Annotated in this window: 10 protein-coding genes and 1 tRNA gene; 1 reads left to right on the forward strand and 10 read right to left on the reverse strand. The window is 65.8% G+C overall.

The features are described from left to right. Position 1: 1 nt before the first annotated feature. The 3 genes from UC32_RS03740 to UC32_RS03750 all read right to left on the reverse strand — a co-directional run bounded on the left by UC32_RS03740 (position 2) and on the right by UC32_RS03750 (position 3,500). Complete coding sequence (locus UC32_RS03740; protein WP_045729927.1) at positions 2 to 397, reverse strand: 6-pyruvoyl trahydropterin synthase family protein; 396 nt, start codon at positions 395 to 397, stop codon at positions 2 to 4. Between the two features lie 80 nt (positions 398 to 477). After that, positions 478 to 1,500, reverse strand: a complete 1,023-nt coding sequence (locus tag UC32_RS03745) for a zinc-dependent alcohol dehydrogenase (protein ID WP_045729928.1) — start codon at positions 1,498 to 1,500, stop codon at positions 478 to 480. A 194-nt stretch (positions 1,501 to 1,694) separates the two neighbouring features. Next, a complete protein-coding gene (locus UC32_RS03750) occupies positions 1,695 to 3,500 on the reverse strand; it encodes an HNH endonuclease signature motif containing protein (protein WP_412178014.1) in 1,806 nt (601 codons plus the stop codon). Positions 3,501 to 3,631: 131 nt separating this feature from the next. Here UC32_RS03750 and UC32_RS03755 point away from each other — a divergent pair. After that, a tRNA-Ser gene (locus UC32_RS03755) sits at positions 3,632 to 3,721 on the forward strand. 178 nt (positions 3,722 to 3,899) lie between these two features. Here UC32_RS03755 and UC32_RS03760 read toward each other — a convergent pair. The 7 genes from UC32_RS03760 to UC32_RS03790 all read right to left on the reverse strand — a co-directional run bounded on the left by UC32_RS03760 (position 3,900) and on the right by UC32_RS03790 (position 14,524). Further along, entirely contained in the window at positions 3,900 to 6,179 is a 2,280-nt protein-coding gene (locus UC32_RS03760; protein ID WP_052690509.1) for a gluconokinase, GntK/IdnK-type, read from the reverse strand. Positions 6,180 to 6,208: 29 nt separating this feature from the next. After that, positions 6,209 to 7,438 (reverse strand): D-mannonate dehydratase ManD, encoded by a 1,230-nt coding sequence (manD, locus tag UC32_RS03765; RefSeq protein WP_045729930.1) that lies wholly within the window; start codon positions 7,436 to 7,438, stop codon positions 6,209 to 6,211. A 67-nt stretch (positions 7,439 to 7,505) separates the two neighbouring features. Continuing rightward, a complete protein-coding gene (gene uidB / locus UC32_RS03770; protein ID WP_045729931.1) occupies positions 7,506 to 8,915 on the reverse strand; it encodes a glucuronide transporter in 1,410 nt (469 codons plus the stop codon). 271 nt (positions 8,916 to 9,186) lie between these two features. After that, positions 9,187 to 10,647, reverse strand: coding sequence for a mannitol dehydrogenase family protein (locus UC32_RS03775; RefSeq protein WP_052690510.1), 1,461 nt, complete (start codon positions 10,645 to 10,647; stop codon positions 9,187 to 9,189). Beyond that, positions 10,644 to 12,068: a glucuronate isomerase gene (gene uxaC / locus UC32_RS03780; protein WP_045729932.1), complete on the reverse strand. Its 1,425-nt coding sequence runs from the start codon at positions 12,066 to 12,068 to the stop codon at positions 10,644 to 10,646. Before uxaC ends, UC32_RS03775 begins: the two co-directional genes overlap by 4 nt. Before the next feature lie 73 nt (positions 12,069 to 12,141). After that, the gene (locus UC32_RS03785) at positions 12,142 to 13,212 is read right to left on the reverse strand and encodes a LacI family DNA-binding transcriptional regulator (RefSeq protein WP_045729933.1); all 1,071 of its coding nucleotides are present in this window, start codon (positions 13,210 to 13,212) and stop codon (positions 12,142 to 12,144) included. Between the two features lie 145 nt (positions 13,213 to 13,357). Then, positions 13,358 to 14,524, reverse strand: coding sequence for a Gfo/Idh/MocA family protein (locus UC32_RS03790; protein WP_045729934.1), 1,167 nt, complete (start codon positions 14,522 to 14,524; stop codon positions 13,358 to 13,360). Positions 14,525 to 14,528 lie beyond the last annotated feature (4 nt).

Consider the following 14,528-nt stretch of genomic DNA (forward strand, 5'->3'; position numbering starts at 1 on the left):
GTCAGGCGTTGAGGTCCAGCGAGAACGTGGCCCAGGCATCCGGATTCTCGCGGAGGGTGACCTCGATCCCGTCGAGGTGGCGGCCGTCGTCGTCCTCGCTGATCTTCGCCGCCACGGCCTGGGCAACGTACTGGGCGAGGGCCTCGGTGGTGCTGAGCTTGCCCTCGAAGTCGGGGTGGTCGTCCAGGTTCTTGTAGTTCAACCCGTCGAGCACTTCCTCGATGACGGTTCCGGCGGCGCCGATGTCCAGGACGATCGCGTTGTCATTCAGGGCACGACGGCGGAACGCCACTTCTGCGACGAACGTTGCGCCGTGCAGGCCCTGGGCAGGGCCGAAGGCCTCACGCGGCAAGCTGTGGGCGATCATGAAGTGGCGGCGGACGGTCAGGCTGAACATGGGTTACCTCGGGCTCTGCTTGGTGGAGTAGGTCTGGAGTGGTGAATCGGTGGGCTTGGCGTGTGCCGGCTGTTAGGTTTTCAGGCCGGCCTTTCGGGCTGGCGGGCGGCGTCCTGCGGGTATTCGATGACGTGGCAGAGGGCTTCAAGGCTTCCATCGGACAGGCCCTGAACCACCTCCGGGAGGTCCTCGAAAGCTGACTGTCCGGTGAGAAATGCGTCGAAGACGGGGTCGGCGAGCAGTGAGACGGCCAGGTTGAGGCGGTCGGCGTTGGTCCGGCGGTGCCGGCGGGACCGGGCCACCATGCCCACCTGGCTTGCCCTGATCGAGAGCCTCCGGGCGTGGAAGTCCTCCCCCAGGGGTACGGTGACTTTCCGGTCCGCGTACCAGGACATTTCGATGACGTCCCCGTCGTCGCCCACAAGCTGAAGGCTGCGTTCGAGGCCTTCCTGAGAAGCGGAGCAGTGGATCACGATGTCGCAGTCGTCCGCGGCGTTCTCGGGGCTCGTAAACTCGACGCCGATGGCGTCTGTCAGCTTCTTCCGTCCCGGATCCACGTCAACGAGTTGAAGACGCTGAAGCGGGAAGGTGCGCAGCAGGGTGGCCACCATCCCGCCCACCAGGCCGGCTCCGACGACGGCGACGCGGTCCCCCAGCTTTGGTTCGGCCTCCCACAGGGCATTGATGGCCGTTTCCACTGTTCCGGTGAGCACGGCTCGCTGTGACGGGACGCCGTCCGGGATTCTTGTGAGGGCGGCCACGGGGACAACGTACCGGTCCTGGTGCGGGCTGAGGCAGAAAACGCGCTGTCCCTTCCATTCGTCCGGGCCGTCCTCCACGACGCCGACCGACAGGTAGCCGAACTTCACCGGCCCCGGAAAATTGCCTTCCTGGTGCGGGGCACGCATTTCTTCCGCGACCCGCTCCGGCACCGCGCCCCGGTGGACCACCATCTCGGTGCCCCTGCTGATGCCGGAGTACAGCGCACGAACCACGGCTTCGTCCGGCCCTGGGGCGGGAAGGTCCTCGGAGCGGAGCTCGCCCTGTTCTTTCGCGGTGGTCCAGTAGGCGGTGGCGCGGTGGGGCAATTCTGAATTAGTCATCTTGCTGTCGAATCTATCGGGACGGGCGTTCGGGAGGAAGATCCGACGGCGGGTGTCGCCGTTTCAGCAGGTCCGCGGCTGCTGGTGACGGGCAACCGGGAGAGGTCTGCTGGGGCTATGTCAACGTGCTGGCTTCGACCTCGGCACGGAAGAGAAGGCAGCATCAGATTTCTTACAGCCTCCAGCCGTGGCGGTCATGTGAGCGAGAGATCGTGTAACCAGTGTTCCTGCTGCGGATCAGCGGGCAGCTCGAAGGGAGCCGCGTAAAAGGCCTCCCATAGCGGATCGTCCCGGGCGAGATCGTCGGGGACAATGCGGTCCTCGTAAGCGAATTCTTCGTCCAGTAATTCGTCATCCGGTGGATCGGCAAGGAGATAGTCGGGGCAGACCGCGATGCCGGCCAGGATCTGCGCCTCTAACGACCACCGCGCTTCAGCGGATCCGTGGACAGTCGGTTCCTCCGTGATGCCTCCGGTCACGGGTTGTTTCTGTTCGAGGAGTCCGGGTGGCAAGTGTGGTGGTTGTGGGTCGGGGTGTTGGGCCGGGTAGTGGCGGCCTGTGGGTGATGTCCAGCCGGGTGGTTCGGTTGTGCTGGCTGCCGTGGGGGTCCAGCGGCTGTTGTGTTTGAGTCGGTGGTGTTTCGGGCAGAGTTGTGCCAAGTTACTCACCCCGGTTGTCCCGTCGTGCTGCCAGGCGGTGAGGTGGTCGGTGTCGTTATCTGTGCTGGGGTTGGTGCAGCCGGGGAACGTGCAGTGTCCGTCGCGCATCCTGATCCAGCGTTTCATCGCCTCCGACAGCCGGTAACTGGTCCGGCCAATCTCGAGCGGTGCACCGTCGCGCGGGTCAACCAAGACCCGGTAAAACGAGGTCGCCCCGTCAGCAACGAGTTTCCGGGCCATCGCCGCGGGGATGGGGCCGTACCCGTCGAGGTCGGCCGGTTCGTCGGTGCTGCCCAGCAGTGTAAATAGCGGGATGGTGACCAGGACGTCGGCCTTCGGGGCCGGGACCTTGCTGAGATCAATCGCGAACATATCACCGCCGATATTGCGCCCCTCGAAGGTCTCGGGGCTGCCATCGGAGCCGGAGGGGTGGGTGCCGGCGGCACCGGCACCCGTGGGGCCGCTGGTCCCGGCGGAGTTGCCGGCGTGGCTGCCTGGGCCGGCGCTGAGCAGGAGCGCTGCGGCGGTGTCGGGCCGGAGCTGGGTGAGGGTGCGGGTCTCGCCGGGTCCCTGGAGGCCGCGGGCGATCGCGGTGGTCTTGTTCCAGATGGCGCAGGCGGTGTCCCCGGGCAGAATCAGGGTTATCGATGCCATCCCGTCAGCGTCGGGCCGGTATTCCATCCGCCGGTCCGCCACACACCTAGCATGCCGGATTGCGAGGGAGCCGGGGTAGGTGCGTTCGCGCCAGGACCGTACTTTCCTCCGGAACAGGTGCGCCACGAGGTCACCGGGCGCCGACCCGCGCGCTCGGTTGGGTGCGTGAGGGTCGAAGAAATGCGCGACCAACGCAGCAGCACTCTCGGGGGCGAGGCAGTCGGTTTCGTCGGCGACGATCACCGCGTGCCGCCACGACATCAACCCAGAAGCCAGCGCACCCAGAACCAGTGGCATCGCGAAGACTTTCCGGGACTGGCTGACGAATGCCGCCGCGGCACCCGGGCTAAGGGTCAGGACGCCGGCGACCTCCGCCGTCGTGGACATCTCCACGAACGCCCGCTCCGACCCCGAGGCGTCCGGCGGCGTCATCGCCTCCTGGAACTCAGCGAACTCCGCCGTATCCGCTGCCAGTCCGGCCGCGGCCTGCGCCGCCAACTGCTTCCACAACGCCAGCCGCTGCAGCCGAAGCTCCGACTTCCGCTCCAACACATCAACAGCTTCACAGTCCACGGCATGAGCACCAGTCTGGTCCAGGTCTGCGTCCTCCAGAAACAACGCGTCGAGGGCGTCGACGGAGGCCCGAAGACCCTCCATCGCTGCTGCTCCAACGCCTGCGTTACCCATACAGGCATCATCGCGCGAGGGTCTGACATTCAGAGTGAACCCCTCTGGACCGTCGAGTACGTCCCTCTCCAAGCATGTGCCGAGGCGTCGTTTTGGGGATGTGCGTCTTGCTCCGGTACCCTATTGAGGTTGGTGACGTGTCCGAGCGGCCGAAGGTGCAACACTCGAAATGTTGTTTGGTGTAAAAGCCAACGTGGGTTCAAATCCCACCGTCACCGCCACTTAGAAGGCCCCCGTTCCTCTCGAGGAACGGGGGCCTTCTGCGTTTCTGGATTCACCGCCGCCCTCAATTCGACCGGCATGCGCATAGCCTGCCGTGGGGCCGCTTGACCCCGCCGGAAAATAAAGCGCCGGACGCAGGGGATCTCCCTGCGCCCGGCGCCCTGAGCCCGGCGGCTGTTACAGTCGGGTGTCGAAGGAATCGCAGAACACGTTCTCGTTGAACGTGCCCTGGAATTCAGACTTGCCCTGGATCTTTGCCACGGCAGCCCGGATGGCCTCCCGCGAGCCGGCGTGCGCGTGGATGGCTGCCTTCACCATCGGCACGTCAATCAGGTGGTTCGGCTGGTTCAACGAGACAAACACCGTGGGGACCTCCGTGGCGTACCACGGAATTTCGGCCGCCATCGGTGAGGACCATTTGATCCTGATGGCTGCCTCCTGCGCGAAGCCCTTGACGTTGGCGAACACGAACGCGGCGTCGTACCGGTCTGCGTAGTCGGCAGTCGCTTCCTCGGCCAGCACCGACATGAAGTTCACGCCGGTCTCCCCCGCGGCCTCGCGCTGCTCGGCAGTGCGGAAAAGGTCCACGTCGAAGCCAGCCGCAACAAGCTCTTCCTTCACCGTTTCCAGGTACGCCAGCGGATCGGCGCGCGTGAAGTCCGCCCCGCCGGAGATGCCGTAGAGCCGGATCCGGGGATGCGTTTCGGGCGTGATGGGCAGGTTCCCGGCGGTGTCCTTGACCAGGGTGACGGTCTTATCTGCCACCTCGGCCGCGATGGCACGGTGCGCGTCCGAACCGATCACGGACAGCGCATCGGCCGGCGGGACGAGTTCGTCGAGGGACTTCCGGTGCAGCCCCAGGGACGCCTTCAGCCCGAGGATCCTCCGCAGGGCATCGTGCAGCCGCTGCTCGGTGATGACGCCTGACTTGTAGCCGTCCAGCATGAACTGGAAGTCCTCGGCGGGGTTGCGGAAGAACAGGAACATGTCGCAGCCGGCCGCTATGGTTGCCGGCACCAGGTCCTTGCGCTTCTGCGCCTGCGTGAGGCCCACCATCAGGGAAGCATCGGTGAGCACCAGGCCGTTGAAGCCGAGCTCGCCGCGCAGCAGGTCCTGCAGCAGTTCCGGCGCCAGCGTCGCAGGCAGGATATCGGCGTCGGAAAGCCCCGGACGGAAGTGCCGCGACACCTCCGGCGCTCCAATGTGGCCCACCATGATGGACTGCACGCCGTGTCCGATCATCTCGCGATACACGTGCCCGTATGTCCGGTCCCATTCCTCATAGGAGAAGGTGTTGTAGGACGTGACCACGTGCTGGTCGCGTTCGTCCACGCCGTCGCCCGGGAAGTGCTTCATGGCGCAGACGGTGGGAGATTCGCTGATGCCGTCAAAGTACTCCTTCGCCCGTTCCACCACGATTTCCGGGGTGTTGCCGAACGAGCGCGTGGAGATGACCGTGTTCCGCCAGTTGTAGTGGATGTCCACGATCGGAGCGAACGCCCAGTTGCAGCCCAGGGCCGCAGTCTCGACGCCGGCCACCTGCCCCATCTGCCGCGCAATGTTCTTGTCCGGGTGGGAGCCTGCCTGGAGGTGCGTGGAGACGAACGTGCCGTCGTCGCAACTTCCGGCCCCGCCCATTTCCGGGTTGGAGGCGATCAGCAGAGGCACCCGGGACTTCGACTGCGCGTACCGGATGTGCTCCTGCACGGCGGCGGACGGCCCCGGCCGGTAGCGCATGCCGCCCACGTGGTAGTTCTCCAGCACGCCGTCGAGGTATTCGGGCGAGTAGCCGTTGTTGTGGTTGATGAACAGCTGCCCGATCTTTTCCTCGAGCGTCATGGAGCTGATGGTCTCTTCCACCCAGGCCAGCGCACCGCCGTCGAGATTGAACGGAGCCGCGGAAAGGTCGACGTCGAACTGCCGCGGGCGGGTGCCCACGGCACCTTCGTCCGAGGGTACGACGGCGGCAATGTTGGCCAGTGCCGACGCCACCACTTCGTCCACGGGTACAGCGATGTCGACGACGAACCCGGCTTCGTCCGCTTCGAGCGGTTCCAGCGTGGTGAGTTGGGAGTCCAGCAGGGCGGGCGGCATAAAGTGTCCGGTCCGCCCTTCTGTGCGGGCCTTCAGGACTTCCTTGCTGCCGTTCAGATGCAGGAAGACAGTGTCCGGCGCCTGTTCACGGATGGCGTCGCGGTAGCTGCGCCGGAGGGCGGAGCAGGCCAGGACCAGTCCCCCGTTTCCGGCGTTGGCCAGCTCGGAACCGACGGTGGCGAGCCAGGGCCAGCGGTCCTCGTCCGTCAGCGGGGTCCCGGCGGCCATCTTGGCCACGTTCTCCACAGGGTGGAGGGAATCGCCGTCGAGGAACGGGACGCCCAGTTCGCGGGCCACGAGGTCGCCGATGGTGGTCTTTCCGCAACCGGAAACACCCATGACAACGATGCGGTGCTTTGTCATTGCTGCTGCCTTACCAATGGTGCCCGCGCTCACCAGTCATGCACCGTGCCGTCAACCAGGCGGTTGTACGGCAGGTAGGCCTGCTGGTACGGGAACGCCGCGGCGGCTTCCTCGTTGAACTCGACGCCGATGCCGGGCTCGTCGCCCGGGTGCAGGTAGCCGTCCTTGAAGGTCATCGACTGGTGGAAGACCTCGTTGGTCTTGTCCGAGTGCTGCATGTACTCCTGGATGCCGTAGTTGTGGATGGCCAGGCCCACGTGCAGCTGCGCGGCGAAGCCCACTGGGGAGATATCGGTAGGCCCGTGGAAGCCGGACTTGATCTGGTACTGGGCGGCGAAATCCATGACCTTCTTCAGCGGGGAGATGCCGCCGAAGTGGGTGGAGGCCGCGCGGACGTAGTCGATCAGCTGTTCCTTGATGATGGTCTGGTAGTCGTACACGGTGTTGAAGATTTCACCGATGGCCAACGGGGTGGTGGTGTGCTGGCGGACCAGGCGCAGGGCCTCCTGGTTCTCGGCCGGGGTGCAGTCCTCAAGCCAGAACAGGTCGTACGGTTCCAGCGCCTTGCCCAGTTTCGCAGCCTGGATGGGGGTCATGCGGTGGTGGCCATCGTGCAGCAGCGGGATCTCCGGGCCGAACTCGTTGCGGACAGCCTCGAAGACGGTGGGCAGGTGGCGCAGGTACGCGCGGGTGTCCCAGTCCTCCTCCACGGGGAACGCGCCGCGGCCGGCGGGCTCGTAGTCGTACCGTTCGCCGGAGGCCTGCGCCTGGGCGGCAACACCGTAGACGGCCTTGATACCCGGGACGGCGGTCTGGATCCGGATGGACTTGTAGCCCAGCTCCAGGTGCTCCCGCACGGAGTCGAACAGGGAGGGAATGTCCGCACCCGAGGCGTGGCCGTAAGCGCGCAGCCCGTTCCGGGACGCACCGCCCAGGAGCTGGTAGACCGGCATGCCGGCCACCTTGCCCTTGATGTCCCACAAGGCCATGTCGACGGCGGCGATAGCCGCCATGGTCACCGGGCCCCGGCGCCAGTACGAGGACCGGTACAGGAACTGCCAGGTGTCCTCGATCCGGTGCGGGTCCTTGCCGATCAGCAACTGGGCCACGTGTTCCTTCAGGTACGCGGCGACGGCGAGTTCACGGCCGTTCAGGGTGGCATCACCAATACCGGTCACACCGTCCTCCGTGGTGATCCGGAGAGTCACGAAGTTACGCGACGGGCTGGTAACGAACACTTCGGCGGCAATGATTTTCACAGCTGGTCCTTTCGAGCGGGGCTGGGTCTGCGGGGTGGGTCTGGTGGGCTGGTGCGGGGTGTCGGGGCTAGCTGGTATGAGCTGCGGATGCGGAAGTGGTGGAGGCAGCAGCCTGCGGCGCGGAAGCTGCGTCCGGGCCGGCTTCAGCCTCCGCGCGGCGGGCCTTGATGTCCCGGATGATGCTGGCGTGCATGTCGTCCGTGAGCTTGTAGCGGGACATCACCAGCACGGCCAGGATTGTCAGGACTGCGGGGATGGCACCTGCGGCCACCTGGATTCCGAAGGCGGCCTCGGCGGTCTGGACTGCGCCGGACTTGTACCCGCCCAGGGCCAGGGCGTAGGCCGCGAGGGCCCCGCCCACCGCCTGGCCGGTCTTTCGGGTGAAGGAGAAGAGCGCGTAGGTGATCCCCTCGGTGCGGACACCGGTCTTCCATTCGCCGTACTCCACGGTGTCCGCTTCAAGGGCCCACACCACGATATTGACGGCCATCACGCCCACCAGGCTGACGATGAGCCCGCCGAAGCCGATCCACGTTTGGCTTGGCGGCGCCAGGAAGATGATGATTCCGCCAACAACCGAGACAAGCGAAGCGTAGATGTAGACGTTCTTCTTGCCGATAATGCGGACCAGGCGCGGCATGATGGCCGCCAGTACGAAGGTGAGGACCAGTTGTGCGATGGACAGCACCGGGTAGAGGTCCAGCCGGCCGAGCACATCGCGCAGGTAGTACAGCTGGACCGAGGTAAGTGCCAGGTAGCCGGTGAGGAAGAGGAAGGAGCTCAGGCACAGCATCATGAGGGGCTTGTTGCCTTTGAGGGTGTCCACGCTCTGCTTGAAGGAAACGTTGGGGACCGAACGGTGGACCCGTTCCTTGGCCGTGAAGACGGTGAAGAAGTAGAGGGCCGCACCAATCACCACAAACGCCAGGGTGATTCCGGTGAAGGTTGCCTGCAGGTTGGCGCCGGGTTTGATCAGCGGTGCTACGAAGATCCCCAGCGACGAACCCACCAGCGCCGCCCCGATCATGCGGGCGGAGCCGAGTTTGGCCCGCTCCCCCGGATCCTGGGTCATGGCGCCGGCCAATGACCCGTAGGGGATGTTCACGAGGCTGTACGCCAGGCCCAGCGCCGGGTAGGTGACGTAGGCGTACAGCAGGGTGCCGGTTTCGCCGATCTGAGGAACCGAGAAAGTGGCAACGCTGAGCAGGAGCAGCGGGATGGAACCGAACATGATGAAGGGACGGAACTTGCCGAAGCGCTTGCTGAAGGTCCTGTCGACGATGCGTCCGGCGAAGACGTCGGCGAACGCATCGAAGATCCTGACGGCCAGCAGCAGCGTGCCGGCGGCGGCTGCCGAAATCCCTGCGACGTCTGTGTAGTAGACCAGCAGAAACATGGTGGCAGTGGTGAATGCCAGGTTGTTGGCGGCATCGCCGGCGCCATAGCCGACGATGCTGAGCCTGTTCAGCTTCTTCACGAGGGGCTCCTTTACCCACTGCCGCGAGGCAGCACATTGTTGAAGTCTGGTTGTAATCCTAGTCACTTGGCAAGATTATGGCAAGCGGTTGCCAATTGTTTTCGCCCTGCAGAATTTTGCTGTGCCCGCGGCTACCTTGGTCCATCCGGAATCACGGCAAACTACGCCCTTCCGCGCACCCGAAAATGCCCGGGCGCACGAGGACGTCCGGGCAGTTCCGAGGGCAGGAGCGCGGTGCAGCCGATGAGCCAGCGGGCAGGCCGAGGGAGGCCTATGCCGCTTGGCGGGCGAAGCCTCCGGCGAGTCCGGCCACGAGTTCCACGACGGCGTCATCGTGTGAGACCGGGACGCTCAGCAGTGCTAGCAGGGCACGCACCCGGTCCGCGCCGGCCAGTGCGCAGGCGGCCGCGATGTCATCGGACAGCGGGTCCTGCACAGTCCGGCCGCCTCCTGTTGCATCGATGCAGAAGGCAACCCACGCCGCGATCATGGCGGCCGCGCCCGCACCGGACCTGCCGGCGTCGCGCTCTGCCGTCAAAACCGGAACGGCACGCATCCGCAGCTTGGTACTGCCGTCCATGGCGATCTGGGTGAGGTGGTGCGCGATCCGCGCATTGCGGAACCGCGCCAGGAGCTGCTCCCGGTAGGCCGGAACCTGCAGGTCCGCACCGTGGGCTGCCGCGCCCGTGAGGTTGTCCTCCGCTTCGTCCCAGAAACGCTCGACGGCGGCAAGGCACACCGGGTCTGCCAAGGCTTCGGCAACCGTTGCGTGCCCACGGAGCTGGCCGGCGTAGGCCAGCAGGGAATGCGCACCGTTCAGCAACCACAACTTCCGGTTCTCGTACGGTTCAATTTCCTCTACGAAGACGGCGCCCGCGTCCTCCCAGCGCGGACGTCCGGCGGGAAAATCGCCGCTGAGGACCCAGTTGCGGAAAGGTTCTGCAACCACTGGGGAGTTATCGAAGTAGCCGCATTCAGCTTTTACGGATTCAACGTCGGCGTCCGTGGTCCGAGGCGTGATGCGGTCCACGGAAGTGCTGACGAAGCTGATGTTTTGCACTATCCAGTCAGAGAGCTCCGGGTTCCACGCTTCCGCCATGCCCACCACCGCGGTGCGGGCAACGGTGCCGTTGTTGGAGAGGTTGTCGCAGCAGACGACGGCGAGCGGCCCGGCGCCGGCAGCCTTGCGGGCGGCCAGGGCGTGGACCAGGCGGCCCACCGGGGTGGCCGGCCGGCCTGCGGTTCCGGCCGAGAGTTCCTGGAGGTCGGCGGCGACGCCCTGCGCTTTCCGGTCCAAATGACCATCGGCGCCGAGCCCGTAGGCGGCCTCGGTGATGGTCAGGGTGACGACGGCGGTGCCGGCGGCGGCGATCAGGGCGGTGAGGCGGCCGGCGTCGGCCCCGTCCACCGCCTCGACGATGCTGCCGACGACCTCGAAGGTGTCTCCGGCGTCCCCGCGCTCCACCACCGTGTACAGGCCGTCCTGCTCCGACAGCGCCTCAGCCGCGTCAGGGCGGCGGCCGGTGAACGCTGCAATCCCCCACTCGGCGGCATCTCCGGCGTGCTGCGTGTACCAGGCCTGATGCGAGCGGTGGAAGGCACCAAGACCGAGGTGGACAATCCGGACAGGCGCCTTCGGCACAGGCCGCAGCGTCCGGGACAGTTGCGGGACGGCAGGTGCCGTGGCCTCGGAAAGCGGTGCGGCGGCGTCGGCGGTTTTTGCGGTGGTCACAGCTTGAAGACCCTTCGTGGGGACCCGTCAACGATGTCGACGATCAGTTCGTGGGCGCGCTCTTCCGTGACCCGGTGCTCGGCCACGAGCCGGGCGAGGAATGAGGCCTCAATCCGGCGCGAGGCGTCATGCCGGGCGGGAATGGAGCAGAACGCGCGGGTGTCGTCGATGAAACCGGACGAACGCGAGAACCCTGCCGTCTCGGTGACGGCGGAGCGGAAGCGGAGCATGGCGTCCGGTGCATCGAGGAACCACCACGGGGCGCCCAGGAACACGGACGGGTAGAACCCGGCCAGCGGCGCCAGTTCCCGGGAGAAGACCGTCTCGTCCATGGTGAACAGCACCAGGTGGAAGTCCTTGGCAGTTCCGAAGTCCTGCAGCAGCGGCCGGACCGCTTCGGTGTAGTCGATGGCAAACGGGATGTCGTGGCCGCTGTCCGCACCGTAAGTGTTGAAGGTGGGTTCGTGGTGGTTCCGGAACGAGCCCGGGTGGATGGTCATCACCAGGCCGTCCTCAACGGACATCCGGGCCATCTGGTACATCATGTGCGCTTCGAAGTCTTCACGGTCCTGCGCCGTGGCCTTACCCGAGCGGGCTGTGTCGAAGAGGCGGGCGGCTTCCGAATCGCTGAGCTTCAGCGTGCGCGGCGTGCGGACTCCGTGGTCCGCGGAGACGGCGCCGTTGTCCACGAAATAGCGGCGGCGGTTCTCGAGGGCGGTGATGTACGCGCCGTAGCCCGTGCCGCCGTCGCCCGCTGCGGCGATGAGGCGCTCCACGTTGTCCTGCCACTGCGGGTGGGCGATGTTCAGGTACTGGTCCGGCCGGAACGTTGGCAGGACGCGGCCGTGGAAGGACGGATCAGCGGCGATGGCCTGGTGGCTGGACAGGCTGTCCAGCGGGTCATCGGTGGTGGCCAGCACCTCGATGTTGAAGTCCTTGAAGAGCTCGCGCGGGCGGAAGCCGGGTTCCTGCAGACGGGCGGAGATGGCGTCGTAGCTGGCATCCGGGTTCCCGGCGTCAGGCTCCTGCTGGAGGCCGAAGACGCTCTGGAACTGGGTCCGCAGCCAATAACCGGAGGCCGTTCCCTCGAACAGGGGCCAAGCCTTGCAGAACTCACGCCATACGGTGCGGGCATCCGGCGCCGCGTTCGGGTTCCCCGTGGTGCCGGCCTGGGGACGCAGCAGGTCCTGGTCCACACCGCTGGCATGGATCAGTCGCGTGACGTAATGGTCCGGGCTGACCAGCAGCGCTGCAGGATCAGGAAAAGCGGTGTTGTGCTCGATGACGGCTGCGTCAACGTGGCCATGGGGGGAAATGATGGGCAGGTCCTGCACACGTTCCAGCAGGCTGCGGGCGATGCTCCGCGTTCCGGGGTCAGCGGGCAGGAGCCGGTCGGGATGGGAGGCAATCGACTGTGACATAGATCAATGATCGTTTTGGCAACCTGCTTTTGTCAACCGGTTGCCAAATATTGCCATTCGTTGGCGTGGGGCGTCAGGCGGGATGGTCCGCCGCCAGCAACCTGCCACTGGAACCGCGCAGGACCAGCTCGGTTTCCACCTGCAGCGCCGGGGACACTTCCTCGGCGCCGTGGAGCACCTCCAGCAGCAGGGTTGCCGCCTCGGTGCCGCAGGCTGCCATCGGCGACCGGATGGTGGTGAGGGCCGGCGTGGTGAAGTCCGCGCCGAAAATGTCGTCGAAGCCCACAATGCTGATCCGGTCCGGAACCTGCATGCCGGCGGCCTGCAGCTCCTGCATCAGGCCGATGGCCAGGAGGTCGTTGTACGTCATCACTGCCGTAGCACCGCTGGCGACGACGTCGCGCGCAACCTGCCTGCCGCCGTCGACCGTTGGCTTGTGCGACGGAAGCTGGATGCACTCCAGGTGGGACCACTCGCACGCAGCCCTGACGCCTTCCCAGCGGCGGGCGGTCATCCAGGACTGCGGAGGCCCGGCCACGTAGGCGACCTTCCGGTGGCCATTGGCGGCGAGGTTCCGCACGGCCTCGCCAATGCCCTTGTTCACATCCGGCACCACCGAGGGGACGCCGTCCACCTGGCGGTTGATCACCACCACCGGCTTCTCCCGGGCCAGTTCGCGGATGTGGTTGTCGTCCATGCGGGGGCTGGCCAGGATGAGGCCGTCCACCGTAGTCAGCATGCGGCGCGCCGCCGTCAGTTCAGTGTCGGCGGATTCGGCGGACTCGGCGAGCATTAGCGTGTAATCCCGCGCAGTGGCGGTGGATTCTGCCCCGCGGATGATGCCGAAGAAGGTGGGGTTGGTGATGTCAGCAACGATCAGTGCCAGGGTGTTGGTGCGGCCGGTGGGCAGTGCGCGGGCGAAGGGGTTGACCCGGTATTCGAGCTGGGCGGCGGCATCCTCGATCAGCTTTTGGGTCTTGGCGCTGACGCGGCCCGGCTTGCTGAGCGCGCGGGAAACAGTGGAGGGGTTCACGCCGGCCAGCTTGGCGATGTCGTAGATGGTGGCGCTTGATTTGCCGCTGCGGACCGGCTTGCGGGCCCCGGCGGATGAATCGGAAAGGTCCTGCGTCCTGGATTCGCTCACTGCCCCATCCTAATCGGGCTTGGCAACAGGAAACCGGCTGGTTGCCATGAGTGTCCGCGATAACGTCCCGCCCAACCAGGTAGCAGCAGATGTCGTTACGGAAGCCCAAAACGACATTAACTGCTACCCAGTTGGGGAGGGGACGTCAGCTCCGTTCGGGGAACTGGCCTTCCGCGGCGATGCGCTTGTTCAGCTCGGCCAGGAACACGTCCTCGTCGAAGTCCAGGCCCACTTCGGTACCCGTCCAGCTGGAGAGGTGGATGGCGTTGGCCAGGCGGACGCCGTTGATGCCGTCCGAGCCCGGCGCCAGCAGAGGAGTGCCGTCCAGGATGTTGGCGGCGAAGTTCTCCAGGACGCCGGCGTGCTGGCCGCCCCAGACCGATTCAAACTCGATGGTTTCGGTGGTGTAGTACTCCTCGGGCTTGAGCTGGCCCATGAAGAGCTTGCGGACGTCCTCCATGCCCATGCCGTCGCTGAGTTCCCGCTCCGGCTTGTTCAGGCGCGTGACCGTGGCCGTTTTGGAGCCTTCCACCACGATCTTGCCCTGGTCGCCCAGGATCTCGAATCGGTCCGTTCCGGTGAGGTCGTGCGTGGCAGTGACGAAGACGCCGGTGGCGCCGTCACCGTAATCCACCACTGCCGTCACTTCGTCCTCGACGGCGATGTCCCGGCGGAAGCCGTAAGCCACCTTGGCGTAGACAGACTTGGGGACACCGCAGATCCACTGCCAGAGGTCCAGCTGGTGCGGGGCCTGGTTGACCAGGACGCCGCCGCCCTCGCCGCCCCACGTGGCACGCCACTCGCTGGAGTTGTAGTAGCCCTGCGGCCGCCACCAGGTGGTGATGATCCAGTTGGTGCGCCGGATGGCACCGATCTCGCCGTTGTCCACAATTTCCTTGATCTTGCGGTACAGCGGGTTGTTGCGCTGGTTGAACATGATGGCGAAAGAGAGCTCGGGCTTGGACGCCGCAAACTCATTCAGTTCCTTCACCTGCTTGGTGTAAACGCCGGCGGGCTTTTCCACCAGGGCGTGGACGTTCCGCTGCAGCGCCGCGATGCCCATCTCGGGGTGGAGGTAGTGCGGGACGCAGGTAACGACGGCGTCCACGTCACCGCTGTCGAGCAGGGCGATGTAGTCGTCGTGGAAGGGGACGTCCGGGTAGGTGGACGCGGCGAGTTCCTTTTTGGCGGGGTCCGTGTCGCAGATGGCAGCGATCTCCATGTTGGGCACCAGTCCATCGGTGATGAACTTCGCGTAGGCGCCGCCCTGCTGGCCCAGGCCGATGATGCCGAGGCGTACTTTCTTGCTCACTGTG

It is taken from the genome of Pseudarthrobacter chlorophenolicus (genome assembly GCF_000962805.1).
Taxonomy (GTDB): Bacteria; Actinomycetota; Actinomycetes; order Actinomycetales; family Micrococcaceae; genus Arthrobacter; species Arthrobacter chlorophenolicus_A.